This window comes from Sphingomonas sp. Leaf407, from assembly GCF_001425385.1.
GTDB lineage: Bacteria > Pseudomonadota > Alphaproteobacteria > Sphingomonadales > Sphingomonadaceae > Sphingomonas.
Window position 1 is genome coordinate 1 of the sequence record NZ_LMQO01000005.1, and the last position, 26,329, is coordinate 26,329.

The 26,329-nt window shown below is 67.4% G+C and carries 28 protein-coding genes; 18 read left to right on the forward strand and 10 right to left on the reverse strand.

The features are described 5' to 3' along the window. Positions 1 to 178 precede the first annotated feature (178 nt). Complete coding sequence (locus ASG37_RS14100; RefSeq protein WP_055761620.1) at positions 179 to 1,660, forward strand: lipopolysaccharide biosynthesis protein; 1,482 nt, start codon at positions 179 to 181, stop codon at positions 1,658 to 1,660. A 127-nt stretch (positions 1,661 to 1,787) separates the two neighbouring features. Here ASG37_RS14100 and ASG37_RS14105 read toward each other — a convergent pair whose 3' ends face one another. Both ASG37_RS14105 and ASG37_RS14110 read right to left on the reverse strand, forming a co-directional pair. Further along, a complete protein-coding gene (locus ASG37_RS14105) occupies positions 1,788 to 2,720 on the reverse strand; it encodes a hypothetical protein (protein WP_055761624.1) in 933 nt (310 codons plus the stop codon). 75 nt (positions 2,721 to 2,795) lie between these two features. After that, positions 2,796 to 3,218 carry a CBS domain-containing protein gene (locus tag ASG37_RS14110; protein ID WP_055761627.1) on the reverse strand — a complete coding sequence of 141 codons (423 nt, stop codon included), beginning with the start codon at positions 3,216 to 3,218 and terminating at the stop codon, positions 2,796 to 2,798. A gap of 97 nt (positions 3,219 to 3,315) precedes the next feature. Between ASG37_RS14110 and ASG37_RS14115 the strand changes: the two genes are divergently transcribed. Next, positions 3,316 to 3,618, forward strand: a complete 303-nt coding sequence (locus ASG37_RS14115) for a hypothetical protein (protein WP_055761632.1) — start codon at positions 3,316 to 3,318, stop codon at positions 3,616 to 3,618. A 454-nt stretch (positions 3,619 to 4,072) separates the two neighbouring features. Here the strand turns inward: ASG37_RS14115 and rpmG are convergent, their stop codons facing one another. Continuing rightward, the gene (rpmG, locus tag ASG37_RS14120; protein ID WP_055761635.1) at positions 4,073 to 4,240 is read right to left on the reverse strand and encodes a 50S ribosomal protein L33; all 168 of its coding nucleotides are present in this window, start codon (positions 4,238 to 4,240) and stop codon (positions 4,073 to 4,075) included. A gap of 184 nt (positions 4,241 to 4,424) precedes the next feature. Here rpmG and ASG37_RS14125 point away from each other — a divergent pair, with 184 nt between their 5' ends. From ASG37_RS14125 to ASG37_RS14140, 4 genes are all read left to right on the forward strand, one after another. Continuing rightward, positions 4,425 to 4,697 carry a hypothetical protein gene (locus tag ASG37_RS14125; RefSeq protein WP_055761638.1) on the forward strand — a complete coding sequence of 91 codons (273 nt, stop codon included), beginning with the start codon at positions 4,425 to 4,427 and terminating at the stop codon, positions 4,695 to 4,697. Between the two features lie 7 nt (positions 4,698 to 4,704). Further along, positions 4,705 to 5,268: a TMEM165/GDT1 family protein gene (locus tag ASG37_RS14130; protein WP_055761640.1), complete on the forward strand. Its 564-nt coding sequence runs from the start codon at positions 4,705 to 4,707 to the stop codon at positions 5,266 to 5,268. Positions 5,269 to 5,381: 113 nt separating this feature from the next. After that, positions 5,382 to 5,873: a Dps family protein gene (locus ASG37_RS14135; protein WP_055761643.1), complete on the forward strand. Its 492-nt coding sequence runs from the start codon at positions 5,382 to 5,384 to the stop codon at positions 5,871 to 5,873. Positions 5,874 to 5,925: 52 nt separating this feature from the next. Next, complete coding sequence (locus ASG37_RS14140) at positions 5,926 to 7,539, forward strand: cisplatin damage response ATP-dependent DNA ligase (RefSeq protein WP_055761646.1); 1,614 nt, start codon at positions 5,926 to 5,928, stop codon at positions 7,537 to 7,539. Between the two features lie 46 nt (positions 7,540 to 7,585). Here the strand turns inward: ASG37_RS14140 and ASG37_RS14145 are convergent, their stop codons facing one another. The 3 genes from ASG37_RS14145 to ASG37_RS14155 are packed head-to-tail and all read right to left on the reverse strand — an operon-like array spanning position 7,586 to position 9,724. Next, a complete protein-coding gene (locus ASG37_RS14145; RefSeq protein WP_156349218.1) occupies positions 7,586 to 8,395 on the reverse strand; it encodes a glutaminyl-peptide cyclotransferase in 810 nt (269 codons plus the stop codon). Positions 8,396 to 8,432: 37 nt separating this feature from the next. Continuing rightward, positions 8,433 to 9,365 (reverse strand): glutathione S-transferase family protein, encoded by a 933-nt coding sequence (locus tag ASG37_RS14150; protein ID WP_055761649.1) that lies wholly within the window; start codon positions 9,363 to 9,365, stop codon positions 8,433 to 8,435. Between the two features lie 38 nt (positions 9,366 to 9,403). After that, the gene (locus tag ASG37_RS14155; protein ID WP_055761653.1) at positions 9,404 to 9,724 is read right to left on the reverse strand and encodes a metalloregulator ArsR/SmtB family transcription factor; all 321 of its coding nucleotides are present in this window, start codon (positions 9,722 to 9,724) and stop codon (positions 9,404 to 9,406) included. Positions 9,725 to 9,808: 84 nt separating this feature from the next. Here ASG37_RS14155 and ASG37_RS14160 point away from each other — a divergent pair, with 84 nt between their 5' ends. The 4 genes from ASG37_RS14160 to ASG37_RS14175 all read left to right on the forward strand — a co-directional run bounded on the left by ASG37_RS14160 (position 9,809) and on the right by ASG37_RS14175 (position 12,201). Beyond that, positions 9,809 to 10,735, forward strand: coding sequence for an acyl-CoA desaturase (locus ASG37_RS14160; RefSeq protein WP_055761656.1), 927 nt, complete (start codon positions 9,809 to 9,811; stop codon positions 10,733 to 10,735). Positions 10,736 to 10,761: 26 nt separating this feature from the next. After that, positions 10,762 to 11,169 (forward strand): hypothetical protein, encoded by a 408-nt coding sequence (locus ASG37_RS14165; protein ID WP_055761658.1) that lies wholly within the window; start codon positions 10,762 to 10,764, stop codon positions 11,167 to 11,169. Between the two features lie 53 nt (positions 11,170 to 11,222). Next, complete coding sequence (locus ASG37_RS14170; protein ID WP_156349219.1) at positions 11,223 to 11,678, forward strand: hypothetical protein; 456 nt, start codon at positions 11,223 to 11,225, stop codon at positions 11,676 to 11,678. A gap of 70 nt (positions 11,679 to 11,748) precedes the next feature. Then, a complete protein-coding gene (locus tag ASG37_RS14175; protein ID WP_055761664.1) occupies positions 11,749 to 12,201 on the forward strand; it encodes a hypothetical protein in 453 nt (150 codons plus the stop codon). 28 nt (positions 12,202 to 12,229) lie between these two features. Here the strand turns inward: ASG37_RS14175 and ASG37_RS14180 are convergent, their stop codons facing one another. Further along, on the reverse strand, positions 12,230 to 12,586 hold the full coding sequence (locus ASG37_RS14180; RefSeq protein WP_055761667.1) for a bleomycin resistance protein: 357 nt from the start codon (positions 12,584 to 12,586) through the stop codon (positions 12,230 to 12,232). 87 nt (positions 12,587 to 12,673) lie between these two features. Then, a complete protein-coding gene (locus ASG37_RS18200; RefSeq protein ID WP_055761670.1) occupies positions 12,674 to 13,537 on the reverse strand; it encodes a cold-shock protein in 864 nt (287 codons plus the stop codon). A gap of 304 nt (positions 13,538 to 13,841) precedes the next feature. On the opposite strand from ASG37_RS18200, the gene ASG37_RS14190 reads away from it, so the two are divergent. The 6 genes from ASG37_RS14190 to ASG37_RS14215 all read left to right on the forward strand — a co-directional run bounded on the left by ASG37_RS14190 (position 13,842) and on the right by ASG37_RS14215 (position 19,144). After that, positions 13,842 to 14,462 carry a ribonuclease D gene (locus tag ASG37_RS14190; RefSeq protein ID WP_055761673.1) on the forward strand — a complete coding sequence of 207 codons (621 nt, stop codon included), beginning with the start codon at positions 13,842 to 13,844 and terminating at the stop codon, positions 14,460 to 14,462. After that, entirely contained in the window at positions 14,455 to 15,093 is a 639-nt protein-coding gene (lptC, locus tag ASG37_RS14195; RefSeq protein WP_055761678.1) for an LPS export ABC transporter periplasmic protein LptC, read from the forward strand. Before ASG37_RS14190 ends, lptC begins: the two co-directional genes overlap by 8 nt. A gap of 5 nt (positions 15,094 to 15,098) precedes the next feature. Continuing rightward, complete coding sequence (locus tag ASG37_RS14200; protein ID WP_055761681.1) at positions 15,099 to 15,644, forward strand: LptA/OstA family protein; 546 nt, start codon at positions 15,099 to 15,101, stop codon at positions 15,642 to 15,644. A gap of 125 nt (positions 15,645 to 15,769) precedes the next feature. Continuing rightward, entirely contained in the window at positions 15,770 to 16,555 is a 786-nt protein-coding gene (lptB, locus tag ASG37_RS14205; protein ID WP_055761683.1) for an LPS export ABC transporter ATP-binding protein, read from the forward strand. Next, the gene (rpoN, locus tag ASG37_RS14210; RefSeq protein WP_055761685.1) at positions 16,556 to 18,034 is read left to right on the forward strand and encodes an RNA polymerase factor sigma-54; all 1,479 of its coding nucleotides are present in this window, start codon (positions 16,556 to 16,558) and stop codon (positions 18,032 to 18,034) included. A gap of 132 nt (positions 18,035 to 18,166) precedes the next feature. Further along, positions 18,167 to 19,144 carry a hypothetical protein gene (locus ASG37_RS14215; protein WP_156349220.1) on the forward strand — a complete coding sequence of 326 codons (978 nt, stop codon included), beginning with the start codon at positions 18,167 to 18,169 and terminating at the stop codon, positions 19,142 to 19,144. A 578-nt stretch (positions 19,145 to 19,722) separates the two neighbouring features. Here the strand turns inward: ASG37_RS14215 and ASG37_RS14220 are convergent. Continuing rightward, on the reverse strand, positions 19,723 to 20,394 hold the full coding sequence (locus ASG37_RS14220) for a glutathione S-transferase family protein (RefSeq protein WP_055761691.1): 672 nt from the start codon (positions 20,392 to 20,394) through the stop codon (positions 19,723 to 19,725). Positions 20,395 to 20,438: 44 nt separating this feature from the next. Between ASG37_RS14220 and ASG37_RS14225 the strand changes: the two genes are divergently transcribed. After that, a complete protein-coding gene (locus ASG37_RS14225; RefSeq protein ID WP_156349221.1) occupies positions 20,439 to 21,008 on the forward strand; it encodes a hypothetical protein in 570 nt (189 codons plus the stop codon). Positions 21,009 to 21,121: 113 nt separating this feature from the next. Further along, entirely contained in the window at positions 21,122 to 21,550 is a 429-nt protein-coding gene (locus tag ASG37_RS14230) for a DoxX family protein (RefSeq protein WP_082448509.1), read from the forward strand. 251 nt (positions 21,551 to 21,801) lie between these two features. Here ASG37_RS14230 and gltB read toward each other — a convergent pair whose 3' ends face one another. Then, positions 21,802 to 26,328, reverse strand: coding sequence for a glutamate synthase large subunit (gene gltB / locus ASG37_RS14235; protein ID WP_055761696.1), 4,527 nt, complete (start codon positions 26,326 to 26,328; stop codon positions 21,802 to 21,804). Between the last annotated feature and the right edge of the window lies 1 nt (position 26,329).

A 26,329-nucleotide genomic window follows, 5' to 3' on the forward strand; every position in this document is an offset into this window, starting at 1 on the left:
CTGGGCTATAGCGGGCACGGCACGCAGATAGTGCGTCGCCCCGTCCGGTGAACAGCCCTCTACGGGCACCCCGCCAAACCGTCAACAACTCTTTTCACTTTTATGGCCACTCCGTTGCAGTTTTGCGGAATCATAGGGGTTTACGCCCCGGCAACCGCGCTTGCGCTAGGGTGCGGCGATGACACCTACGCCCGAATCAACCATACCCCCGGCCGAATCCCGCACCGCCTGGGCCGATCAGGTGCGCAACGCGGTGCTGTGGCGCTCGGGAAGCCAGATCGTCGGGCAGTTGATCGCATGGGGATCGACCTTCGTCGTCATCCGCATGCTGACCCCGGCCGATTACGGACTGGCGGCGATGACCGGGGTCGTGCTGCTGCTGCTCAACATGCTGAACGGCCATGGCCTGGCGAACGCGCTGATCCAGCATGGCGAGGTTTCGCGGCGCGAACAGCGGCAGGTGTTCGGGATGCTGCTGCTGCTGAACCTCGCGCTAGCGCTGCTCCAGTTCGCCGCCGCGCCGTGGATCGCCGCCTATTACCACGAACCGATGGTGGCGCGGCTGCTGCGCGTGCAGACCTTGCTCTATCTTGCCACGCCGTTCAGTTCGCTGGCCTATGCGTTGCTCGCGCGGCGGATGGAGTTCCACCTTCAGGCACGGGTCAACCTGTTGTCCTCGGTTGCCGGCGCATTGGCCGCAATCGGCGGGGCGCTTGGCGGGCTGGGCGTGTGGACATTGGTGCTGGCGCCCGCCGTGTTGTTCGCGACGCGTGCCGTCGGGCTGACGATCGCGGCGCGGGCGTGGATGTGGCCGAGCTTCGACTTTCGCGGCGCGGGGCATCTGGCGCGCTATGGCGGCATCGTTGCCGGCGCGAGCATGCTGGGCTTCGTCCAGTCGCAGGCCGATGTGCTGATCGCCGGGCGCTGGTTCGATGCACACGGCGTCGGTGTCTATACCACCGCGCTGTTCCTGACGCAGATCTTCACCAACAAGGTCGTGCCGCCGCTCAACGAGGTCGCCTTCTCCGCCTATGCGCGGATGCAGCATGACCGAACGGCGGTGGCGAGCGGGTTCGTGCGGTCGGTGCGGCTGGTGATGCTGGTCGCGGTGCCGTTCTTCCTCGGACTGGCGGTGAGCGCGCAGCCGGTCGTCACGCTGGCGCTGGGCGACCAGTGGCACGAGGCCGCGCCGCTCGTCGTACTGCTCGGCATCGCGATGCCGTTCATGGCGCTCCAGACGCTGTTCCCGCCGGCGGTCGATGCGATGGGCCGGCCGGGAATCACCGCGCGGACGACGGCGATCGGCGCGGTGCTGTTGCCGGTCGCGTTTCTGGTCGGCGTGCGCTTCGGGATCGCCGGGTTGGCGGCGGCATGGATCGTCGCGCATCCGCTGCTGCTAGGGATCGTGCTGTCCCGAGCGCTGCCGGTGATCGGGCTGTCGCTGGGGACGTTCCTCGGCGCGGTGCGGCCGGCGTTCGCCGCCGGGCTGGCGATGGCCGGCGCGGTGGTGCTGGCGCAGGCGATCGTCGCGCCGCAGTCGCCGGTCGGGACGCTGGCACTGTCGGTCGTCGTCGGCGGTGGGGTCTATGCCGGGATGCTGCTGCTGTTCGCCCGGCCGGCGCTGGCCGATGCGATCGCGATGATCCGGCGGCGGGGTTGATCCGCTCGCGCAGCAGATGCGGTGCCGGCCCGCTCCCCCTCCCGTCCACCCATTCAGGATACGCTGTGGGTGGTCGGGAGGGGGAGCGGGCCGGCACCGCGCTGATCCAGCATCGCTGGATCAGACATCAGCACCCGTCGTGCAACTGGCGGATCGCGTCGCGGGTCGCGCGGAGATAGGCGGTGCCGTGGAAGCGGTAGGTGCCGATGAAATGCGCGAACGCCGCGCCGCGCGGCACGCGCTCGTTCCAGAAATTGAAATAGCGCGCATAGGGCAGCAGCACCGGATCGGGATCGTTGGCGACGACGAAATTGGCCGCGACCTGCTCGCTGCCCCAGCGCCGCCACTGCGACACGCCGATGATCCGATCCATTTCCAGCGACAGCGACTCGGCAAGGCCGCGCCCGTCGTCACTCCGCGCGAACCCGGCGAAACCGGCGCAGCCACGGACGTAGCGCAGCGATTCGCGCCCCGGCACGTCGATCCGGCCGAGCACCGCTTCCGACGCATCCTGGACATGGGTCGCGGGCGAGCGCGGATCGACCGGCCGCCTCGTCGCGACGAATGCCGCCACCGGCATCAACCGCGCATCGCCTTCGCCGAGCAGGGTGAAGCTGCGCCCGGCATCGATCGCCGCCGCGACCTCCGCCACCGGCCCCAGCGTCACCGTGTCCGAATCGAGCTGGATCACATAGTCGCGCGCGCGCAGGTCGAGGATCGTCAGCAACCGTTCCCACACGTCGCGGCGCGGGCAGGGATCGGTCGCGACATCGTCGATCGCGACGATCCGGGGGTTGCCCAGATGCGCCGCCAGCACCGCCTTGTCCTCCGGCGTCAGCGTCCCGTCGTCGAGGATCACCACCCGCCCGCGCCCCAGATGATGGAGCAGCGATTTGACCGCGACGAGATAGGGCAGCAGCACCGCGCCGCCGATCATCGAGAAGATCACGACCCCGTCGTCGCGCACGATCGCCGGCGGCGTCGTCAGGATGCCGCGCGCCAGCCGACGGTGTCGCCACTGTTTCCAGTGCCAGTTGAGATGTTCGCCGAGCGAGGCCATGGCCGGGTCCTATCGGCCGACAATTAAGGCGGCGTCAACGGCGTGGCCGGGTCAGGCTGGCGCTGGCCCCATCCCCTATCCCTGCTGGATATAGTCGCGCATCGCCGACGCCTCGGCCTCGATCCCGTCGATGCGGTGTTTGACGAGGTCGCCGATCGAGACGAAGCCGACCAGCGCGTCCCCCTCCACCACCGGCAGGTGGCGGATGCGGCGGTCGGTCATCAGCGCCAGCGCGCCGAGCACCGACTGGTCGCGGGTCACGGTGACGACCGGTGTCGTCATCCGCTGTCCGACCACCGTGTCGAGCGCCCCCGCACCCCCTTCCGCCAGCGACCGGATCACGTCGCGTTCCGAAAAGATGCCGGCGACCTGCCCGTCCCGCAACACCGGCACCGCGCCGATCCGGTGCCTTGCCAGCAGGGCGATGACCTCGGTCACGGCCATGTCGGCGTCGACCGCCACCACGGCGCGGTCGTGGATGATTCGTGCGATCGTCATCGGCGTATTCCCTCTCCTGTGCCCCGCTTCGTCGCGTTCCGGTGCGCGAGCGGGTTCCCGTGTTGAGACTTTCACGGTTCGCGCGCATTGGAAAGCCATGGAACAGGATCTGGACGATCCCGCCTATGCCGCCTTCGCATGGGGGCGGTTCCGGCGGATGCTGGGATGGATGGCGCTGCTGTCGCTGATCGCGGCGCTCGCCGCGCTGGGCGGCATCTGGTGGTGGATCGGCGCGATGAACTGGGTGATCGCGCTCGCGACGGTCGCCGGCGTAGGGCTGTCGGTGCTGCTCGGCGCCGCGCTGATGGGGCTGGTGTTCCTCAGCAACGGATCGGGGCACGACGCGGCGGTCGATTCGTTCAATGCCCCGCGCGATCCGGGGCGCGATGTGGAGCGCTAGGGATCGATCGACATTCATTCGCGCGTCGTCACCCCGGACTCGTTCCGGGGTCCACCTGGCCGCAAATGCGGTTGATCGAGGCTCAAGGCGTACCGATTGCCGAGCCGTGGACCCCGGAACAAGTTTGGGGTGACGAAAGGAGTGGCTGTTTCGGCCGGAAATGACGAAGATCGGTCGGAAATGCTGAGTGTCGATTGGCCCTGGGGATCGATCCATCCACCTTCAAACAAGCGTCATCCCAGCGAAGGCTGGAATCTCCCGGTGGCGGGGGGACGACAGGAGCCGCTTGAGGCCCCAGCCTTCGCCAGGGCGACGGCTCGACGCGATGGATCGGACACGAGGTTCGATCCGGTTCGCCCGGTCGGCCTCAAAACGACAAGGCCCGCCGGTCGCACCCATGGCGACCGGCGGGCCTTGGCCAAAGCGGCACCCCCGTCGCCGGGGGCGCAGGCGCTTACTTGATCTTCGCTTCCTTGAAGTCGACATGCTTGCGCACGACCGGGTCGTACTTGCGGAAGGTCAGCTTCTCGGTCTGGTTGCGCGGGTTCTTCTTGGTGACATAGAAGAAGCCGGTGTCGGCCGAGCTGACGAGCTTGATCTTGACGGTGGTCGGCTTTGCCATGACCCAAAAACCCCTTGGGCCTGACGCCCCAAAATTGACAACGAAAAGCGGCCCGCCATGCGCGGACCGCTGCATGACCGGAGCGCATGGTCCAAGCGACCGGCGAAGTCAAGACCAAGCACCTTCACGCCCCCGTAACCAATCATCCTTAGGTTGTAAAACAACAGCTTCGGGAGAGACGGTGATGCGAATCGAAAGCGCCCATATCGACGCGGAACATGCGTTCGCGCGCGGTGGCCATGGCGAACTGGACGCGATTCGGGCGATCGCCCATGCACGCGACAACCTGCCCGCGCTGTCGGTGCTGGCGGTGGTCGACGCCGCACTGGCGCGGGGCGAGCGGCGCTCGATCGCCGAATGGACCGCGCTGGCGCGCGAGGCGGTGCGCTGCGGCCTGAGCGATCCGGCGACCGCGCAGAGCTTCGCCGCCGCCTGTGCCGTCCGCATGGCCGACTGATTCGGGGTTGGACCCGCTCGTTCCCGCGTTCGTCGCGGTATTGCTGGCCGGCTGGACCGACAAGCCGGCGGCGCTGGCGGCGGTGCTCGCCGACCGGTTCGGCGCGCGCGCGGTGTGGCCCGGCGCGGTGCTGGCGCTGGCCGGCGGGTTCGCGCTGGCCGTCGTCGGCGGCGTGCTGGTCGCGCCGATGCTCGCCCCCAACGCCCGCGCGCTGTTGCTCGCGCTAGCGCTGCTGTCGGCAGGAGCTGCGGCGATGTGGCGCGGCGGGCGGTTCGATCGGCTGGAAGGGTGGAAGCTTCCCGGCAGCCTCACGTCGCTCTTCGGACTGTTCATCCTGACGCTGGGCGATCGCAGCCAGTTCCTCGTCTTTGCGCTCACTGCGCGGACGCCCCAGCCGTGGCTGGCGGCGATCGGCGGCACGCTTGCCGCCACGATCCCGATCGTCGCGGCGGCGATCCTCGGCGAGCGCGACTGGCAGCGGCTGCCGCACCGCGCGATCGGCATCGGCGCGGGCGGGCTGTTGCTGATAACCGGCGCGGTGATCGGCCTTTCCGCGCTACGGCTGCTCTGATCCGGTCTGATCCAGCGCGTCGATCACCGCATCCGGAATTTCCGCCACGCCTCCACGGGAAAGATTCGCCACCGCGATCGTTGCTCCCGCGACCCCATCATGGAGAATGTCCCGTGACCAATCCCGCGCTCGACACGCCGACCGACCTGCCGAACAACAAGACCGTGACGGTCGCTGACGGCCTCAACGCCGCGCTGTCGGACTGTTTCACGCTGTATCTCAAGACCAAGAACTTCCACTGGCACGTCTCCGGCCCGCATTTCCGCGACTATCATCTGATGCTCGACGATCAGGCGTCGCAGATTCTCGCCGTCACCGACGTGATCGCCGAGCGGGTGCGCAAGACCGGCAACACCACGTTGCGCTCGATCGGCGACATCGCGCGGCGCAGCGCGATCAAGGACAATGACAAGGATTTCGTGAAGCCCGACGACATGCTCGCCGAACTGCGCGACGACAATCTCAAGCTGGTCGAGCGCTTCCGCGAAGCGCGCGAAGCCGCCGAGGACGCCGGCGACACCGCCACCAGCAGCCTTGCCGACGACTGGATCGACCAGGCCGAGGAACGCGCCTGGTTCCTGTTCGAAGCCGCGCGCAAGGGCTGATCGACCGGCGGGGCGGGTGGCATGGTCCTCCGCCCCGCAGCTCGCGCCGCCCATGCGCGCCTTCGCCGACCTTCTCGACCGACTGGTCTATACCCGGTCGCGCAACGCCAAGCTGGCGCTGATCGGCACCTATCTGCGCGCGACGCCCGATCCCGACCGGGGCTGGGCGATCGCCGCATTGACCGGCGACCTCGATCTGCCCGCCGTCAAATCCTCTGCGATCCGCGCGCTGATCGTCGAGCGGGTCGATCCGGTCCTGTTCGCGCTCAGCCGCGATTTCGTCGGCGACACCGCCGAGACAGTCGCGCTGCTGTGGCCCGATTCGCCCGCAGGCACCGCGACGCCCGGCGACTCGCTCAGCCTCGACAGCGTCGTCACCCGTCTCGCCACCCTGCCCCGTGCGCAGGCCCCGGCGGCACTGGCCGAGATGCTCGACCGGCTCGATTCGGACGAACGCTATGCGCTGCTGAAACTCGCCACCGGCGGCCTGCGCGTCGGCGTGTCCGCCCGCCTTGCCAAGACCGCGCTGGCGCAGGCGTTCGCCCTCGACGTCGATGCGGTCGAGGAGGTGTGGCACGGCATCGCCCCGCCCTATGCCGAACTGTTCGACTGGGCCGAGGGGCGCGCGGAACAGCCGCATGCCGCCGACCTGCCGGTGTTCCGCCCGTTCATGCTGGCGCATCCGCTCGACGATCTGGTCGTCGACCTCGCCGACTATGCCGCCGAATGGAAATGGGACGGCATTCGCGTGCAACTGGTCCATGTCGGCGGCGAGACGCGGCTCTACAGCCGCGCGGGCGACGACATCACCGCCGCCTTTCCCGAAGTCGCCGCCGCCTTCCGCACGCCGGGCGTCCTCGATGGCGAGTTGCTGGTGCGCGGTGACGGACAGGGCGCGGCGCTCCATGCCGAGGACAGCGGGGCGGCCAGCTTCAACGCGCTGCAACAGCGGCTGGGGCGCAAGATCGTGTCGAAGGCGATGCTCGCCGACTATCCCGCCTTCGTCCGCCTCTATGACATATTGTTCAACGGCGGTGAGGACCTGCGCGAGCTACCGTGGGAACAGCGGCGAGCGCGGCTCGAAGCGTTCGTTCCCCGGCTCGATCCCGTCACCTTCGATCTCTCCCGCCTGATCGACGCCACGGATTTCGCCGCGCTCACCACCCTGCGCGCCGGCGCGCGCGATGCGGCGATCGAGGGGGTCATGCTCAAGCGCCGCACCTCGCCCTATTTCTCCGGGCGGCGCGTCGGGCTGTGGTATAAATGGAAGCGCGATCCGCTGGTCGCCGATTGCGTGCTGATGTACGCGCAGCGCGGCAGCGGCAAGCGGTCGTCGTTCTACAGCGACTATACTTTCGGCTGCTGGACCGCCGATCCCGCCGATGGCGGCGAGCTGCTGCCGGTCGGCAAGGCATACTCCGGCTTCACCGATGCCGAGCTGAAGGACCTCGACCGCTTCGTGCGCCAGCACACCACCGCCCGCTTCGGCCCCGTCCGCGAGGTGGAGAAGTCGCTGGTGTTCGAGGTGGCGTTCGATTCGATCCACGCCTCCAAACGCCACAAATCGGGAGTCGCGATGCGCTTCCCCCGCATCAGCCGCATCCGCCGCGACAAACCGGCCGCCGAAGCGGACCAGATCGCGACGTTGCTCAAACTGGTGAGTTGACCAAACACCCCGTCACCCGGGACGCGTTCCAGGGTGACGATCGCGGTCAACCGGCCGCCACCGGCTCCAGCGCGATCTCGAACAGCGTCGGCCACCATTTGCCCGTCACGAACAACCGCTTGGCCCCGGCATCCCATGCGATGCCGTTCAGCACCGCTTCGGGATCGAGCGGCCCCAGTTCGGCGCGGAGCGGCGCCAGATCGACCAGCGCATCGACCACCCCGGTCGCGGGATCGATCCGCACGATATAGTCGCGGTGCCAGATATTGCCCCACAGCTTGCCGTCGATCATCTCCAGCTCGTTGAGATTATGCACCGGCCGCCCGTTCGCCGTCACCGTCACGCGGCGCTGCTCGGCAAAGGTCGTGGGGTCCATGAAGCGCAGCTCGGGCGTCCCGTCGGACAGGATCAGCGATCGGCCGTCGCTCGCCAGCCCCCAGCCCTCGCCCGAATAGCGCGCCTTGCCACGCGACTTGAGCGTCTTCACGTCCCAGCGATGCGCGATCCCGTCCTGCCACGTCAGGCTGACCAGCGTATCGCCCTGTAGCGCCAGCCCCTCGCCGAACTGCCGCCCCGGCAGCTTCGCGCGCGCCAGCACCTTGCCATCAGCCAGCCGCACCCGCCGCACGTCGGAGACGCCGGGCTGGCCGGTACTCTCGAACAACTGCCCGTCGTGCCAAACCAGCCCCTGGGTGAACGCGGTGCGATCATGCGGATAGCGCGCGACGATCCGCGCGGCGATCCCCTCGACCGCGACCGGCGCGGTGGCGGCCGGCGGCGGGGTCTGCGCGCTCGATCCCGTCGCGATCAGGAGGGCGGCGGGCGCCAGCCAGCGCAGGAAACTCGTCATCGCCATGGCTTGGTCGCTCCTCGCTTGCCGCTTGCTGAACCGTTCAGAACGGCACCGCCGGCCCGGCCGGCACGATGCCGCTGGGATTGATGCCGGGATGGCTACGATAATAATGCTGCTTGATCTGGTCGAGGTCGATCGTCGCGGCGACGCCGGGCAACGCCGCGATCCGCTCCGTCAGCGCGCGCAGCCGAGGATAGTCGATCAACCGGCGGATGTTGCACTTGAAATGGCCGTGATACACGGGATCGAACCGCACCAGCGTAGTGAACAGGCGGATGTCGGCCTCGGTCAGCCGCCCGCCGACCAGCCAGTCGCCGGTCAGCCGCGCCTCCAGCCAGTCGAGCGAGTCGAACAGGCCATGGACCGCCTCGTCATAGGCTTCCTGCGATTGGGCGAAGCCCGCGCGGTACACACCGTTGTTGACGCTGTGATAGACCCGGTCGTTCACCGCATCGATCTCGTCGCGCAGCTCGGGCGGATAATAGTCGCCCGGCACCGCCCCCAGATCGTCGAACGCGGTGTTCAGCATGCGGATGATCTCGGCCGATTCGTTGTTGACGATCCGCCGCTCGCGCTTGTCCCACAACACCGGCACCGTGACCTTTCCGGTCATTCCCGGATCGGCAATCGCATAAAGCTGGTGAAGGTGTTCCACCCCCTCCACCGGATCACCGCTCCCGCCGAACCGCCCGGCGAAGCTCCAGCCGCACTCGCCCATGATCGGCCCGACCACCGTCACCGGCAGCAATTCCTCCAGTCCTTTGAGCGCACGCACCACCAATGTGCGATGCGCCCATGGACAAGCGAGGCTGACATAGAGGTGATAGCGATCCGCCTCCGCCGCATATTGGCCAGACCCGTCCGCGCTCAGCCGGTCGCGAAAGCCGCTGTCGGCGCGCTGGAACCGGCCCTTGTCGTCGGTCGGCGCGACCGGCGTTTCGTTGGTCCAGCGTCCGTCCTGCAGCATGCCCATCGCGTAATTCCCCTGTGGCCGAAGTGCTGCAACGCGCCTCAGGGGGTGTCGGGTTCCCGCGCCGCGCGCGCTGCCGCGCTCTCGCGCTTGAGCGGGCGGCCGACCGGGCAGACTTCCTGCACGAACCCGTTCAGCGTGTTGGTGAGATTGTCGGGCACCAGCGCATAGAACACGAACTGCCCGCGCTTCTCGCTGCGCACCAGCCCCGCCGCCTCTAGCACCGACAGATGCTGCGAGATCGACGGCTTCGACATGGCGAACCGCGCGGCGATCTCGCCCGCGCTCATCTCGGCATGGGCGAGATAGGCGAGGATCTTGCGGCGCGGCACCGACGCCAGGGCTTCGAACACACGTTGCATGGCGCATGATCTAGGGGTTCGCACCGCGCTTGACAAACATGCTTCGCTATTTAGGTATATACTTAATTACCGAAAGGACGCCTTATGGCGATGTCAACAGCACGGATGAAGGCGGACCCCGACACCTCGGCAACCGACGGCCGGGTGCGCTGGGCACCGGTCCGCTCGCTGTGGATCGGGGGCATGACGCTGGCGACGCTCGCCGCCGCGCCGTTCCACACGACCTGGGGCAGCGTGGCGCTGTTCCTCGTCACCAGCGGCGTGACCTTGTGCGCGGGCCATTCGGTCGGGCTGCACCGGCTACTGATCCACCGCAGCTTCGTGGCACCTCGCTGGCTCGAACGGCTGCTGGTCTATCTCGGCACCCTCGTGGGCATGGCCGGGCCGCTCGGCATGGTGCGGCTCCACGACACGCGCGACTGGGCGCAGCGGCAGAGCGACTGCCATCCGCTCCACGCCCACCGCGCGCACCCTTTACGCGATGCGTGGTGGCAGATGCACTGCCGGCTCGACCTCGCCCACCCCCCGCGCTTCGTCCCCGAAGCGTATCTGCGCGAAGACCGCTTCCTGCGCTGGCTGGAGGCGAGCTGGATGGCGCAGCAACTGCCATGGGCGCTGGTGTTCCTCGCGATCGGCGGCTGGCCGTGGGTCGTGTGGGGTGTGCCGGTGCGAGTCGCGGTGAGCGTCACCGGCCACTGGCTGGTCGGCCACATCACCCACCGCCACGGTCCGCAGGACTGGGCAGTCGACGGCGTCGCGGTGCAGGGCCACGACCTGCCCGCCGCCGCGCTCATCACCTTCGGCGAGGCGTGGCACGGCAACCATCATGCCTTTCCCGAATCGGCCCGGCTCGGGATCGAACCCGGCCAGCATGATCCGGGCTGGTGGCTGCTGCTGGCGCTGCGCCGCGTGGGGCTGGTGCGCGACCTCAACGAACCGGCGCACCTGCCGCCACGCACAGGGGTGCGGCGGGTGGGCGCCGACAAGCTGCCGGCGGGAGGGATCGCGTGAACAGCGTCGCTGTGCCCTCCGTCTGCTTGCGTATCGGCTCGCTGATCGTCGCCACCGTTGCCGGAGTCGTGATCGTCATCGCGCTGTGGCTGGTGCGCGGGATTCTCGCCACCGGAGGTCGACTTGCATTTAGCTGGTGGAGGATGTTCGACTTCCTGCCGCTGACCATCGTCGTCGGGTCGCTCATCGCCATCCCCTTCTGCCTGATGATCGGCCTGCCATTATGGCATCTGGCGGTGGGATCGGGCCGGCAGAGTCGCCGCGACGCGCTGCGCTTGGGGCTGATCGTCGGCGCGATCATCGGGCTGGCGATGGCCGTCTTCGGCGTGAACGATGGCGCATGGTATGACGAGCCACTCGATTTTCTCGGCTATTGCCTTGCCGGCCGCTGCGCCGGGTTCATCGCCCACCGCGCCGCCTATCCACCCGACTGATGTTTCGTGGCGCAACCGTTGCCTTGACGAATCGCTCGAACCGGAGCCGCCTGATGACCGAACAACCCGATCGATTCTTGTCGCGTGAGCGCAGGCTCACCGCACTTTCGCTTGCCGCCATGGTCGGCGTCATCGTCAACCTTGCGTTCGACTATGCGCGCGCCGTGATCGTCAGCACGGGCCAGAACGGGATAGCGGATGCGCTGCCTCCGGCCTTTTGGGCGTTCTACATCGCGTTCGGGTCCTTAATCGCGGTGCCGGTCTGCCTCGTCATCGGCATGCCGCTCTGGTACTTCGCCGAGCGCGCCGGATGGCGCAGCCGGCACAAGGCCATACAATTGGGCACGCTTGCCGGCGCGATCATCAGCTTCGGCTTCGTGCTGCTGGCCGGCCCACAACAGCTTGTCCGCGCCGGCTACGCCGGACTGTGGGAAGTCGCAGGATTCTGCATTGCGGGTGCGGCTGGCGGCCTGGTCGCACACTTCGTCGCATCCGGCGTCGACCGGTGACGGACACAGCATGGACCCGTCGCGCTACCGGCTCACGCCTTTCCTTGCCCGCCATCGAAAGCCAGACGCCATGATCGACCATTCCGGCCTCACGCCCGGCCACCGCGCATGCGCGCTGTCGCTCGCCGCCGTCGTCGGTGTCATGGTCGACGTATTCCTGTGGCAACTGCGCCCCGCGCTCGCCAACTGGCAGAGCGGCCTTGGCTTCACCCTGCCGCCGTTCGGGTTCTTCACCCTGTGCATCGTCGTCGGATCGTTCGTCGCGATCCCGCTCTGCCTCGCCACAGGCATGCCGCTGTGGCACCTCGCCGAGCGCGCCGGGCGGCGGCGCCGGCGGGACGCGCTGGGGTTCGGCGTGCTGACCGGGGCTGTCGTCGGCGCGCTGATGCTTGCGACAAGCCTGTCCCGCGAATACGCAGTTGGCGGGATCGACCGCGACGCGCTCCTCGACTTCCTCGATTATTGCGCCGCCGGTGCCTGCGCCGGACTGGTCGCCCACCGCGCGGCCTTTTCCCGCGAATAGCGGCCGATCGCCCTTATCCGACGACCGATCAGGGGTTCTGGATCAGCCGCAGCAACGACCCGTCGGGATCGAGCAGCGCGCCGATGCGCAAACCGTGCTGCATCGTCGGCGGGTGCAGCCGGGGAAAGCCGGTGGTTGCCTCCGGGATGCCTACCGCCCGTGCCACGCGGTACACCCCGTCGAGATCGTCGAGCCGCAGGCAACTGCCGAAGTTGTTCGTCGCCGGATCGAGGTCGGGGTACGGGAAAAATTCCAGCAGCAGGTCGCCCCGGCGCAGGATCATCCAGCCGCCATCGCGCCATTCCTCGGCGAAGCCCAGCGCCGCGTAGAAGCCGGCGGTCGCCGCGAAATCGCGCGACGGCAGGTTCGGGGTCGCCTGATCCATCGGACATTGCCTCCCGTCTCACGAACAAGAAAAAGGCCGGCCACCCTTTCGAGTGACCGGCCCCTTGTCTTCGCGATCGCGAGAACCTCAAAGCTTGTTGAGGTTCACCGCTGCGTGCTTGCCGCGACGATCGACTTCGAGCTCGAATTCGAGCTTGTCGCCTTCGTTGAGCGTCGGGAGACCCGCGCGCTCGACCGCCGAGATGTGCACGAACGCATCGGGCTGTCCGTCGTCGCGCTGAATGAAGCCGAAGCCCTTCATCGCATTAAAGAACTTGACCGTCCCGGTCGCGCGCTCGCCGGTGAGCTGACGCTGCGGACCACCCATGCCACCGGCACTGCCGCCGGCGCGGGGTTCACGCGGTTCGCGCGGCGCGCCACCACCACCGGTGGCAGCCATCGGCTCGCCATCGATCTTCAGGTCGGTCGCCGAGATGCGGCCGCCACGATCGACGAGCGTGAAGCCCATCGGCTGACCTTCGGCCAGCGCGCTGAGGCCCGCCTGCTCGACCGCCGAGATGTGGACGAACACGTCTTCGCCGCCGTCATCACGCACGACGAAGCCGAAACCCTTCTGCGCGTTGAAGAACTTGACCACGCCCGTCGCCTCGCCGACGACCTGCGGGGGCATGCCGCGGCCACCGCCGCCGCCGCCACCACCGAAGCCGCCACCGCCGCCGCCGCGGAAACCACCGCCGCCGCCGCCGAAGCCGCCACCGCCGCCACGATCACCGTAGCTGCTGCCGCCGCCGCCGAACCCGCCGCTGCTGCCGCCGCCGAAGCCACCGCCGCCGCCGAACCCGCCGCCGCCGAAGCCACCACGATCGCCGCCGCCGAAGCCGCCGCCACCGAAGCTGCTGCCGCTGCTGCTGCCGCCTTCGTCACCAAAACCGTCGCGCTTGTCCCTGCCGCGCCCACCGCGCTCGCCGCGCCGTCCTCGATCGAAACTCATTGCCCTGTTCGTCTTCCCGGTTCGCCCAAATTCATCCTAAACCCAAGCGCCGAGCGAAAAACGCAGGTGTTCGGGCACCACCAGACCGGGTGCCACTTCCCTGCCATAACCGAAAAGTCGGTGCGCCCAAACGAATTTCGCGGACGCAATCGTTTCGCACCCCCGATCCACGACGAGTTGTGGCGAAAGCGGCACAGAACTACGGCGCACCGGGCGCAATTCCCGTGCGATCGCTTGCACCTGCCCGGTACGAATCGACGATCGCGCCATTGAGCCGCACCCGCGAAGCCGCTAGGCGCAGGCGATGACCGTCCATTTCCATGAAGAAGACCTGCCCGAAGGCGTGTTCGCGCCCGGCACCGACATCGCCGTCGATACCGAGACGATGGGCCTCATCACCCCGCGCGACCGGCTCTGCGTCGTCCAGCTATCCGACGGCGGGCAGGACCAGCATCTCGTCCGCTTCAACCCGGGCAGCGATTATGCCGCGCCGAACCTGAAGGCGGTGCTCGCCGATCCGGCGCGGGTGAAGCTCTATCATTTCGGCCGGTTCGATCTGGCGGCGATCGAGCATTATCTGGGCGTCACCGCCGGCCCGGTGTTCTGCACCAAGATCGCGTCGCGACTCGTCCGCACCTACACCGACCGCCACGGGTTGAAGGAACTGGTGCGCGAACTGCTCGGCCAGGATATTTCCAAGCAGCAGCAGTCGTCCGACTGGGGCGGCCCGGTGCTGTCGGACGCGCAGCGCGACTATGCCGCCTCCGACGTGCGCTTCCTCCACGCGCTGCGCGAGGAACTGGCCAAGCGGCTGGCGCGCGAAGGGCGCACCGATCTCGCGCAGGCGTGTTTCGACTTCCTGCCGCACCGCGCGCGGCTCGATCTGGCGGGCTGGCCGGAGACGGACATCTTCGCCCATGTCTGAGGTCGCCCGCCTGGAGCGGAGCCGGCGGCAACGCCGCGCCGCGCCGGGCAGCGCCCACGACCGGCGCATCGCCTTCCTGTTGGTGGCGCTCCCGATCGCGATCGGGGTGCTCGCCGCATTCCTCGTCATGGCCCCGCTGTTCATGCGCGGCGATACCAGCTTCGTGCTCGACAAGAACAAGGTCGACATCGCGCAGGAACGCATGCGGCTGCGCGCCGCCGAATATCGCGGACAGGACGCCAAGGGGCAGCCGTTCGTCATCGACGCCCGCTCGGCGGTGCAGAAAAGCTCGGCCGAACCGGTCGTGCAGTTGCAGGAACTGGCCGCCGCGATCCGCCTGCCCGACGGGCCGGCGCGCCTCACCGCGCCGCGCGGCCGCTATGACATGGCCTCCGAACAGGTCGACGTGCTGGGGCCGATCCGCTTCCGCGCCGCCGATGGCTATTCGCTCGATACGACCAACGCGACGGTCGATCTCAAGACCCGGAAATTGCAGAGCGGCAGCGCCGTCACCGGCACGACGTCGATGGGCGTCTTCAGCGGCGACCGGCTCGACGCCGATCTCGAGTCGCGCACCGTGCGCCTCACCGGCAATGCGCGCTTGCGTATCGACCCGGCACGCACGAAATAGCCGCGATGATTCGCACCGCGCTTCCGAGCTTCGTCGTCACCGCCGCGCTGCTGGCGCTGGCCGGCCCCGTGCTCGCGCAGACGCGCCACGACTCGAACGCGCCGATCGATTTCTCGGCCAACGCCATCGAATTGCAGGACAAGGCGAATCGCGCGGTGCTGACCGGCGGCGTCACCATCCGCCAGTCGACGATGACGATGACCGCCGACCGCGTCACCGTCGCCTATACCGGTCAGGTGACGGCCGGCGCCTCGCCGCAGGCATCGCGGATGGACGCGACCGGCAATGTCGTCGTCACCCGCCCCGATCAGACCGCCCGGTCTCGCTTCGCCGTCTATGACGTGGGCGCGCGCGTCGTGACGATGATCGGCGGCGTGCGGCTGACGCAGGGGGCCAATACGCTGACCGGCGGACGACTGTCGATCAACCTCGACACCGGCCGCGCGACGATCGACGGATCGGGCGTGGGCAGTCCCGCGACGCCGGGCGGCACCGTTACCCAGGGCGGCGGGCGCGTCACCGGCCGATTCTCGGTGCCCAAGCGCAACTGATCGCGGTTTCCGGGCACGTCGCGGCGGTGCGATCTTTCCTTTCGCGTGCCCGTGATGCAACAATCCTGCCAAATCACCGGTGGTAAGCACCTGCTAACCACCGACATGCGATCAGGACGCCGCCGATGACCGACACGACCCTCCTCAGCCCGGCGGCCAACACGCCGCCGATCGCCGAACCGCCGAGCGACCATGGCCTGTCGGTCGTGTCGATCGCCAAATCCTATGACAAGCGGGTCGTGCTGTCCGACGTGTCGATGTCGGTCGGGCGCGGCGAAGTCGTCGGCCTGCTCGGCCCCAATGGTGCTGGCAAGACGACCAGCTTCTATTCCGCCATGGGGCTGGTGAAGCCCGACGCCGGCCGCATCCTGCTCGACGGTGAGGACATCACCGCGCTGCCGATGTATCGCCGCGCGATCCTCGGGCTGGGCTATCTGCCGCAGGAAACGTCGATCTTTCGCGGATTGTCGGTCGAAAAGAACATCCTCGCCGTGCTCGAACTGGCCGAGCCAGACAAGGCGCGCCGCGCCGCCCGGCTCGAACAGTTGCTCGAGGAATTCGGCCTCACCCGCCTGCGCACCGCCGCCGCGATGGCGCTGTCGGGCGGCGAGCGCCGCCGCGCCGAAATCGCCCGCGCGCTGGCCGCCAATCCGACGATCATCCTGCTCGACGAACCCTTCGCCGGGATCGACCCGATCTCGATCGCCGACATCCGCGACCTCGTCATCCAGCTCAAGTCGCGCGGTATCGGCGTGCTCATCACCGACCACAATGTCCGCGAGACGCTGGAAATCGTCGACCGCGCCTACATCATCTATGACGGGCGCGTGCTCTTCGCCGGATCGCCCGCCGAACTGGTCGCCGACGCCAACGTCCGCCGCCTCTACCTCGGCGAAGGCTTTGAATTGTAAGTGAGCCTCGCCCCGCGCCTCGACCTGCGCCAGTCGCAATCGCTGGTGATGACGCCGCAGTTGCAGCAGGCGATCCGCCTGCTCGCGCTATCGAATCTCGAGGTCGAGGGATTCATCGCCGAGGAGATCGAGAAGAACCCGCTGCTCGATTCCGGCGGTGGCGACGACGACGGCGGCCCGGCCGAACCGGTCGAGATCGCCCCCTCCGGCGAACCGGCCGGATCGGACGAACTGCTGATGGGCGGGAGCGGCAGCGAATCGCTCGACGTCGATCCGGGCGACACCTTCCACCACGACGGCCCGTCCGACGGCGTCGGCAGCCTCGACGGCGGCCTTGGGCTGGCCGCGACCGGCAGCGGCGGGTTCGACGACGCGCCCGATCTCGACGCGCTGGCCGGCGACGACCTCTCGCTGATCGACTATCTGCTGCAACAGGCCGGGACCAGCGTCGCCGGCAGCGACCTGTTCATCGCCAGCGCGATCATCGACCAGATCGACGAGTGCGGCTATCTCTCCGCTTCGCTGCTCGACATCGCGACCCGCCTCGGCGTGCCGCTCGCCCGTGTCGAAGCGGTGCTCGGCATCGTCCAGACCTTCGATCCCAGCGGCGTCGGCGCGCGCAGCCTTGCCGAATGCCTGACGATTCAGGCGAAGGAGGCCGATCGCTACGACCCCTGCATGGCGCGGCTGATCGACAACCTCGATCTCGTCGCACGCGGCGCGCTGCCACAGCTACGCCGCATCTGCGACGTCGACGACGAGGACCTGGCGGACATGATCCGCGAACTGCGCGGCTATGATCCCAAACCCGGCTGCCGCTTCGGGGGCGAGCGCACGCAATCGGTCGTCCCCGACCTGTTCGTCGCCCCGCGCGCGGCCGGCTGGGCGGTCGAGATCAACGGTGCCACGCTGCCGCGCGTCCTCGTCAACCGCGGCTATTACGCCGAACTGTCGACCGGCGGGACCAAGGCGTCGAAGGCATGGCTGTCCGACTGCCTCGCCAGCGCCAACTGGCTGGTGAAAGCGCTCGATCAGCGCCAGCGCACGATCCTGAAGGTCGCGACCGAGATCGTGAAACAGCAGGAGGCGTTCTTCCGCCACGGCGTCGCGCACCTGCGCCCGCTGACGCTGGCGAAGGTGGCGGAGGCGATCGAGATGCACGAATCGACCGTCAGCCGCGTGACCTCGAACAAATATCTCTCCTGCCCGCGCGGTCTGTTCGAGCTGAAATATTTCTTCACCTCGGCGATCCAGTCGGCCGACGGCGGCGAGGCGGTCTCGGCGCTGGCGGTCAAGGACGCGATCCGCACCCTGATCGCGCAGGAGGATGCGAAGAAGATCCTCTCCGACGACACGCTGGTCGAACTGTTGCAGGCCAAAGGCTTCGACATCGCTAGGCGGACGGTCGCGAAATATCGCGAGTCGCTGGGGCTGGGATCGTCGGTCCAGCGCCGTCGGCAGAAGGCGCTGGGGCGGTAGACTTTACCTATGCGATATATTCGACATTAAATCCGTTTCGGATAAGAAACGTCGTTGAGTCTGCGCTGGATATGTAGCACCATTGCGTGGGCGTTTTCCCGAGTTCGATCACGAGAACGGGAAGCATCGACCATGTACCTGCCGGCATCCGCAGCATTCTTACTGATATTGCCAACGGCGGTACAGGCGCAGGATACGCCTGCCCTGCCATCTGTCGCCGAAGCAGAAGCGAATCTCGCACGCGCCCAGCAAGTGCTGGCAACGGCTCGCATTCTCGAGGCCGCCGAGCATCGACGCATGGTAGCAGAGGCGGAGGCGGCTAAGGCTCGAGAAGCATTGGTAAAGCTACAGCAGCAGGATAGGCCTATCTTGGCTCCGGTACCGACGCCGGCTGCCGCGTTGGCCGCCAACCCGGGCAGACCGGCCATTGCCGCGCCTGCGGCGGCGACACCTCCCGCCGAAGCCTATGCCGCAGCGGCGAACGGCGTGACGACCACCGTCACTGCGACGCCTGACAAGGTGGAAACGAAAGTCTCACCTACGTCCCAGCAGGGCCTTGCCGGTAACGAAACCGGGCGGCAGCGGTTCGGCGGGATCGACTTCGGGATCGGATTCGCCTTTTCCTATGATCTGGGCAACAACGACCGGGTCAAGGAAGCCGAGATCGTGAACGGCATCGTCCGCGTGACGCATACCGAAAATATCCGCGCGCGGCTCATTCTCGAGTCACATTATTTCTTCACGCCGAAATCCGCTCTATTCAGCAACTATACCGGCGCGAACTGCGCCGGTTACACTGGGTATCCCGACCAATATGAGGATTGTACCAGCCGTCGAAAGACGTTCGGTATCGGTCCTTTCATGGCAGTCCAACCCGGCAGCGACAACATCATCGATGCGATCGGTGCCGGGGTGATGCTCGGTTTCCGCCGCCGCGAAGAAAAGTCAGCCAGCTTCAACATCGGCATAGGTGTACTTTACGACGTCGACACCCAGATACTGGGCGAAGGTTTCGTCGAGAATGGCGCGCCCCCGATAGGCGAAACACAGGTCCGCTTCCGTCGCCAGTCGCAAAGCGGACTACTCATCATGACGTCCTACTCGTTCTAATCCGAGTGGCAGACCGCTGTCCTACAGGGCGGTCGCCTGTCAAAGTCAGCACCGCTCTTCGACAATTGAATCAGCACCACGGCCCTCCCCTCCCCGACAAGGGGGCGGGGGTGGGTCAGTCCGTGATGGCCGCGCCCTTATAGCGAACACACCCGCCGTTAGTGTAAACTTTGTCAACTTTGGCCGATCCGCCGGCGAAAACCGGCTGGGCCAGCAGCCCCGTCAACCATGGGATGGGGAAACATGCGCCAACGGCGTCCACACCCCCTCCGCGCCTCCGCGCCTCCGCGTGAACCCATTCTTACTCGTCCGCACCGGCATGAAACGCACCGCAAGTGTAAACTTTGTCAACTTTGGGGGGAATTACCGGACCGACTCCCGGTCCAGCGGGTTGCTCCACCCACCGCCGTCCTTCCGGCGAAGGCCGGGATCGATACACGCTGACAGTGCGGTGCCTGACCGGGACCGCAAGCCCCGCCACGGGCAAAGCCCGTGTCGTCGGACGGCGCTTTTCGCGCCGCCGGCCGGGCGCGCCTAATTCGGTTCGGTCCAGCTACGCTGGACCTTGCCCGGCGCGCCTACACATCTAACTTCTCGTAATCCGCCGGCGGCGGCACCCCCTCCATCCGCTCGGCCAGCAGCGGCCGGAAGCTCGGGCGGCTCTTCATGCCGATGTACCACCGCTTGGCGAGGTCATGGGTCTTGAAGTCGATGCCCCCCAGATAATCGGCGATCGAGATCTGCGCCGCCGCCGCCAGATCGGCGAGACTCATCGTCGATCCCCCCAGCCATTGGCGATGGTCGAGCAGATAATCGATATAGTCGAGATGCTCGACCGCCGCCTTCATCGCCTCGCGCAACGCCTTGGTGTCGGGCGACTGGCGGTGGACGATGCGCTTTTCCATCCGCTCCATCAGCAACGGCCCGGTGATCTCGCGGTAGAATTGCGTGTCGAACCACGTCACCAGCCGCCGCTGCTCGGCACGGTCGGCGGCGCTGCCGTTCAGCATCGCCGGGCGGTCGCCGGTCTCCTCGATGAACTCGCAGATCGCCATCGAATCGATCAGCCGGATGCCCAGCGCCTCGTCGATCATCACCGGGGTCTGTCCGGCGGGGTTGAGGTGAAGGAACTCGTCGCGCCTGGCCCATGGCGATTCGCGCACCGGCTGATAGCCGATGCTCTTTTCGGCCAGCAGCAGGCGGACCTTCCGTGAGAAGGGACAAAGCGGGAATTGCAGGAGCTGCCACATACTCTCGTGTTAGGCGGGGCAATTGCTCGGTGGAAGGGGGTTCGGTGGGTTTGCTCGTATCGCTGCTGTGGCTGGTCGCGGCGCTGCTGGTCGCGCGCTTCGCCACGCGGCCGTGGATGGAAGGAGTGGCGGCGGTGCTGGCGGGGGTGGCGGGCACGACGCTGCCCGATCTCGACCTGCTGCTGCCGCTCGGCCATCGCAGCGGCCTGACCCATTCGCTGCTGCCATTGCTGCTCGCCTTCACCGTGCGCAACTGGCGGCCGGTGCTGGGTGGCCTCGCGATCGGGATCGGGCTGCATCTGGCGGCCGACGTGTTCCCCAATGCGATGCGCGGCTTCGCGACGGTCAAGCTGCCCGGCATCGGATCGATCGGGGCCGGCGCGTCCTACGGCTGGCTCGGGCTACAGGCGTTGCTGGCGACGCTGGTCGGCGTCGCCCTGCTCGTCACCCGGCTGCCGGTACGGATCGCAGGCGTGGTGGCGGTGCTGCTGATCGCGATCGGCGTCACCTATCTCCACGCCACCGACGGCGGCTGGCCGGCGCTGTGCGTTTATGCGGCATTTGGCTGGGCGGCGGTACGGCGACGCTCGACATCCGATAGGATGAATGGATAGGATAGCGCGGTGTGTCGAGCGGCCCAATGCCGTCGATGTCTCCGGGGGGCGGCGAAGTGGGTCGCACCGGCCATGCGTATGCAACCATCGCCCGCCCTGTGGAGAGTATCCCCATGCCTGCCGCTTCCGTGTCCCGTCGTATCGGCCAGTTGCTCAGCGCGACCGTCGTGGTGCTGCTGCTGGTCGATGGGGCGGTCCAATTGTTCCAGCCCGCGCTGGTCGCCCAGGAGATGATCCGCAGCGGCTGGCCGATGGAGATGGCCCCGGTGGTCGGCGGCATCGCGCTCCTGTGCGCGCTGCTCTACGCCATTCCGCAGACGGCGGTGATCGGCGCGATCCTCATCACCGGCTTCGTCGGTGGCGCGATCGCGACGCATCTCCGCCTGAACGAGATCGGATCGCCCGACGAACTGATCTGCGCCGCGATCGGCATCGCGGCATGGGCCGGCCTGTGGCTGCGCGGCCGGATCAGCCGCGAACCCGAAACGATGCAGCCCAACACCCGCCTCAGCAGCCGCGCACCGAACCGCCACCCGGTATAGGCCGGATCGACCTTCACGCTCCCATCGTCACCCCGGACTTGTTCCGGGGTCCACCTGGACGCAAACGCTGTCGGTAAAGCCTCAAGGCGCACCGATCGCCGAGCCGTGGACCCCGGAACAAGTCCGGGGTGACGAAAGGAGTGGCTGTTTCGGCCGAAAATGACGAAGACTGGCCGGAAATGCTCAATGTCGATCCCGTCTAGCGCCCGCTCCGGCATCCCTTCCGTTGGGAAGGGATGCCGGAGCAGGCCTCAGGCCGCCGCGACCGCCTGACCGGGTTCGCCGGCATCGTCGCGCAACGGGTGCGCCAGGCGGGTCAGCATTTCCTTGGGCACCACCTGCCAGAAGCGGCCCTTGGTCCGCTCCCAATCCTCGAGGATCGCGCCCGACCAGCGGCTGTCAGTCGCCTTGTGGTGCTGTTCGATCAGGTCGCGCAGGCTCGCTTCCCAATGCGCCGATCCCAGCCGGTGGAGCGTGATGCTTTCCGGGTTGTGATGCCGCTCGAAGCTCGCGTCATGGTCATAGACGAACGCCATGCCGCCGGTCATGCCCGCGCCGAAGTTCGTACCGGTCCGCCCCAGCACCACCGCGACGCCGCCGGTCATGTACTCGCAGCCATTGGCCCCGCAGCCCTCGACCACCACGGTCGCGCCCGAATTGCGCACCGCGAATCGCTCGCCCGCCTGCCCCGCCGCGAACAGCTTGCCGCTGGTCGCACCATAGAGGACGGTGTTGCCGAGGATCGTGTTCTCGTGGCTCCTGAGCGGTGACGACACCATCGGCCGCACCACGATCGTGCCGCCCGACAACCCCTTGCCGACATAGTCGTTGGCGTCGCCGAACACCTCCAGCTTCAACCCCTTGCACAGGAACGCGCCGAGGCTCTGCCCCGCCGACCCACGCAGCCGCACCGTGACATGCCCGTCGGCCAGCTTCGACATGCCGAACGTCCGGGTGATCTCGGAAGACAACCGGGTGCCGACCGCGCGGTGGGTGTTGCGCACCGAATAGGTGAGCTGCATCTTCTCGCCGCGCGAGAACACCGCCGCCGCATCCTTTATCATCTGCGCATCGAGGCTGTCGGGCACCGCATTGCGGAACGTCGACAGGCTGAAGCGCCGCTCGCTTTCCTCGGCATCGACCTTCGCCAGGATCGGGTTGAGGTCGAGATCGTCGAGATGCTCGGCCCCGCGGCTGACCTGCCGCAGAAACTCGGTCCGCCCGACCACCTCGTTCAGCGACCGCACGCCGAGCCGCGACAATATCTCGCGCACTTCCTCGGCGATGAAGGTCATCAGGTTGATGACCTTTTCGGGCGTGCCGGTGAACTTGGCGCGCAGCCGCTCATCCTGCACGCACACGCCGACCGGACAGGTATTGCTATGGCACTGGCGCACCATGATGCAGCCCATCGCCACCAGCGACAGCGTGCCGATGCCGAACTCTTCCGCGCCCAGGATCGCGGCGGCGACGATGTCGCGCCCGGTCTTGAGGCCCCCGTCGGTGCGCAGCACCACCCGCCCGCGCAGGCCGTTGAGCGTCAGCGTCTGGTTGACTTCCGACAGGCCCATTTCCCACGGCGTACCGGCGTATTTGATCGACGTCTGCGGCGAAGCACCCGTCCCGCCGACATGGCCCGACACGAGGATGACGTCGGCATGCGCCTTCGCCACGCCCGCCGCGACGGTGCCGATGCCCGCCGAACTGACGAGCTTCACGCAGACCCGCGCCTTGGGGTTGATCTGCTTGAGGTCGTAGATGAGCTGCGCCAGATCCTCGATCGAATAGATGTCGTGGTGCGGCGGCGGCGAGATGAGCGTCACGCCCGGCGTCGCGTGGCGCAGCTTGGCGATGAACTCCGTGACCTTGAAGCCGGGCAACTGCCCGCCCTCGCCGGGCTTGGCACCCTGCGCGACCTTGATCTCGATCTCGTCGCAGGCGTTGAGATATTCGGCGGTGACGCCGAACCTTCCGCTCGCGACCTGCTTGATAACCGAATTGCCGTTGTCGCCATTCTCATACGGCTGATAGCGGATCGAATCCTCGCCGCCCTCGCCCGACACCGCCTTGGCGCCGATGCGGTTCATCGCGATCGCCAGCGTCTCGTGCGCTTCGGGGCTCAATGCGCCGAGCGACATACCCGGCGTCACGAACCGCTTGCGGATCTCGGTGATTGCCTCGACCTGATCGATCGCCACGCCTTGCTCAGGGAAGTTGAACTCGAGCACGTCGCGCAGATAGACCGGCGGCAGGTCGCGCACCCCGCGCGAGAACTGCATATAGGTCGAATAGCTGTCGGTCGCGACCGCCGTCTGCAACAGGTGCATGAGCTGCGCCGAATAGGCATGCGCTTCGCCGCCGTTGCGCTGGCGATAGAAGCCGCCGATCGGCAGGTTCACCACCGCGCTGTCGAACGCCGCGTCATGCCGCTGCGTCGCGTTGACGTGGAGCGAGTGATAGCCCTCGCCCGAAATCTTGGCGGGCATGCCGGGGAAGAAGTCGTTGACCAGCGCGCGGCTCAAACCGACCGCCTCGAAATTATAGCCGCCACGATAGCTGGAGATCACCGCGATCCCCATCTTCGACATGATCTTGAGCAGCCCCTCGTCGATCGCGGTACGGTGGCGCGTCAACGCCTCGTCGATGCTGATCTCGCCGAACAGCCCGCGTGCATGGCGATCGGCGATCGCCGCTTCGGCCAGATAGGCGTTCACCGTCGTCGCGCCGACGCCGATCAGCACCGCATAATAATGGGTGTCGAGGCATTCGGACGAGCGAACGTTGATCGAGGCGTAGGACCGCAGCCCCTTGCGCACCAGATGCGTATGCACCGCCGCCGCCGCCAGCACGCCGGCGATCGGGACCTTCGTGGCATCCAGATGCTCGTCGGTCAGGAACAGCTCGCTGCGCCCTTCGCGCACCGCCTGTTCGGCCTGCGCACGAACGCGGGCGATGGCGGCACGCAGCGCCTCCGGCCCCTCGCCTGCCGGGAAGGTGCAGTCGATCTCCGCCGTCTGCGCGCCGAAATGGCTCTTGAGCCGCAGCCAGTCGGTGTTGGTCAGCACCGGGCTGTCGAGGACCAGCACCTTGCTCGACCGGTCGCCGGTGTCGAGGATGTTGGCGAGGTTGCCGAAGCGCGTCTTGAGCGACATGACGTAGCGCTCGCGCAGCGGATCGATCGGCGGGTTCGTCACCTGCGAGAAATTCTGGCGGAAGAAATGGCTGATGAGCCGCGGCTTGTCGGAAATGACCGCCAGCGGCGTGTCGTCGCCCATCGATCCGATCGCTTCCTTGGCCCCTTCGACCATCGGCGACAGGATCAGCTCCATGTCCTCCAGCGTCTGCCCGGCACACACCTGCCGCCGCGCCAGCTCGGCACGGTCGTAGCGCAACGGCTCGGCAGTGGCGGCGGGAAGATCCCCGATCGTCAGGAACTTGGCGGTCATGGCGGCATAGTCCGCCTCGCCCGCGATCTTGTCCTTGATCGCGCGGTCCTTGTAGAGTTTGCCTTCGGTCAGGTCGACCGCGAGCATTTCGCCCGGCCCGAGGCGACCCTTCTCGACCACCGTCGATTCGGACACCGGCACCATGCCCGCTTCCGACCCGACGATCAGCAGCCCGTCGCCGGTGATGGTATAGCGCAACGGGCGCAGCGCGTTGCGATCCAGCCCGGCGACCGCCCAGCGGCCGTCGGTCATCGCGAGCGCGGCGGGACCGTCCCATGGCTCCATGACGCTCGCGAGATAGTCGTACATCGCGGTATGCGCCGGCGGCATGTCGGCCGCCCCCTGCCACGCCTCGGGCACCAGCATCAGCTTGGCGGTGGGCGCGTCGCGGCCCGACCGGCAGATCGTCTCGAACACCGCATCCAGCGCCGCCGTGTCCGACGCGCCGGCCGGGATCACCGGCTTGATGTCCTCGCTGCGCTCGCCGAACGCGATGCTCGCCATCTTGATCTCGTGGCTGAGCATCCAGTTCTTGTTGCCGCGGATCGTGTTGACCTCGCCATTGTGCGCGAGGCAGCGGAACGGTTGCGCCAGCCACCATTGCGGGAAGGTGTTGGTCGAATAGCGTTGGTGAAAGATCGCGACGCGCGATTCGAAGCGTTCGTCGTTCAGGTCGGGATAGAAGTCCGACAGCGATTCAGCGAGGAACAGCCCCTTGTAGATGATCGAGCGGCACGACAGCGAACAGAAGTAGAAACCGGTGATCTGCGCGGCGATGATCCGCTTCTCGATCCGGCGGCGGACGAGATACAGGTGCTTCTCGAACTCGGCCTCGTCCATGTCCTCGGGCGCGGGGCCGGCGATCATGATCTGCTCGATCTCGGGCCGGGTCGCCTGCGCCTTCATGCCGATGACCGACACGTCGACCGGCACCTGCCGCCAGCCATAGATCGACCAGCCCGCCTCGATGATCTCCGATTCGACGAGCGTGCGACACGTCTCCTGCGCGCCAAGGTCGGTGCGCGGCATGAACACCATGCCGACCGCGAGGCGGGCGTGCATCGGCTTGTGCCCCGATCCGGCGATCGCATCGTCGAAGAAGCGGTGCGGCAGGTCGACATGGATACCCGCGCCGTCGCCGGTCTTGCCATCGGCATCGACCGCGCCACGATGCCATACGGCGCGAAGCGCATCGATCGCCGACTGCACGACACGGCGCGACGGCTTGCCATCGGTCGCGGCGACGAGGCCGACACCGCAGGCGTCGCCTTCATATTCCGGGCGGTACATGCCTTCGGTGGCAAGGCGGAGGCGTTCGGTTTCGAGGGTCATC

What these genes read in the sequence shown, in the direction of transcription:
- ASG37_RS14100 (WP_055761620.1), top strand. Translation starts at nt 179, where the DNA reads ATGACACCTACGCCCGAATCAACCATACCCCCGGCCGAATCCCGCACC.
- ASG37_RS14105 (WP_055761624.1), bottom strand. Translation starts at nt 2,720, where the DNA reads ATGGCCTCGCTCGGCGAACATCTCAACTGGCACTGGAAACAGTGGCGA.
- ASG37_RS14110 (WP_055761627.1), bottom strand. Translation starts at nt 3,218, where the DNA reads ATGACGATCGCACGAATCATCCACGACCGCGCCGTGGTGGCGGTCGAC.
- ASG37_RS14115 (WP_055761632.1), top strand. Translation starts at nt 3,316, where the DNA reads ATGGAACAGGATCTGGACGATCCCGCCTATGCCGCCTTCGCATGGGGG.
- rpmG (WP_055761635.1), bottom strand. Translation starts at nt 4,240, where the DNA reads ATGGCAAAGCCGACCACCGTCAAGATCAAGCTCGTCAGCTCGGCCGAC.
- ASG37_RS14125 (WP_055761638.1), top strand. Translation starts at nt 4,425, where the DNA reads ATGCGAATCGAAAGCGCCCATATCGACGCGGAACATGCGTTCGCGCGC.
- ASG37_RS14140 (WP_055761646.1), top strand. Translation starts at nt 5,926, where the DNA reads ATGCGCGCCTTCGCCGACCTTCTCGACCGACTGGTCTATACCCGGTCG.
- ASG37_RS14145 (WP_156349218.1), bottom strand. Translation starts at nt 8,395, where the DNA reads ATGGCGATGACGAGTTTCCTGCGCTGGCTGGCGCCCGCCGCCCTCCTG.
- ASG37_RS14150 (WP_055761649.1), bottom strand. Translation starts at nt 9,365, where the DNA reads ATGGGCATGCTGCAGGACGGACGCTGGACCAACGAAACGCCGGTCGCG.
- ASG37_RS14155 (WP_055761653.1), bottom strand. Translation starts at nt 9,724, where the DNA reads ATGCAACGTGTGTTCGAAGCCCTGGCGTCGGTGCCGCGCCGCAAGATC.
- ASG37_RS14160 (WP_055761656.1), top strand. Translation starts at nt 9,809, where the DNA reads ATGGCGATGTCAACAGCACGGATGAAGGCGGACCCCGACACCTCGGCA.
- ASG37_RS14170 (WP_156349219.1), top strand. Translation starts at nt 11,223, where the DNA reads ATGACCGAACAACCCGATCGATTCTTGTCGCGTGAGCGCAGGCTCACC.
- ASG37_RS14175 (WP_055761664.1), top strand. Translation starts at nt 11,749, where the DNA reads ATGATCGACCATTCCGGCCTCACGCCCGGCCACCGCGCATGCGCGCTG.
- ASG37_RS14180 (WP_055761667.1), bottom strand. Translation starts at nt 12,586, where the DNA reads ATGGATCAGGCGACCCCGAACCTGCCGTCGCGCGATTTCGCGGCGACC.
- ASG37_RS18200 (WP_055761670.1), bottom strand. Translation starts at nt 13,537, where the DNA reads ATGAGTTTCGATCGAGGACGGCGCGGCGAGCGCGGTGGGCGCGGCAGG.
- ASG37_RS14190 (WP_055761673.1), top strand. Translation starts at nt 13,842, where the DNA reads ATGACCGTCCATTTCCATGAAGAAGACCTGCCCGAAGGCGTGTTCGCG.
- lptC (WP_055761678.1), top strand. Translation starts at nt 14,455, where the DNA reads ATGTCTGAGGTCGCCCGCCTGGAGCGGAGCCGGCGGCAACGCCGCGCC.
- ASG37_RS14200 (WP_055761681.1), top strand. Translation starts at nt 15,099, where the DNA reads ATGATTCGCACCGCGCTTCCGAGCTTCGTCGTCACCGCCGCGCTGCTG.
- lptB (WP_055761683.1), top strand. Translation starts at nt 15,770, where the DNA reads ATGACCGACACGACCCTCCTCAGCCCGGCGGCCAACACGCCGCCGATC.
- ASG37_RS14215 (WP_156349220.1), top strand. Translation starts at nt 18,167, where the DNA reads ATGTACCTGCCGGCATCCGCAGCATTCTTACTGATATTGCCAACGGCG.
- ASG37_RS14220 (WP_055761691.1), bottom strand. Translation starts at nt 20,394, where the DNA reads ATGTGGCAGCTCCTGCAATTCCCGCTTTGTCCCTTCTCACGGAAGGTC.
- ASG37_RS14230 (WP_082448509.1), top strand. Translation starts at nt 21,122, where the DNA reads ATGCCTGCCGCTTCCGTGTCCCGTCGTATCGGCCAGTTGCTCAGCGCG.
- gltB (WP_055761696.1), bottom strand. Translation starts at nt 26,328, where the DNA reads ATGACCCTCGAAACCGAACGCCTCCGCCTTGCCACCGAAGGCATGTAC.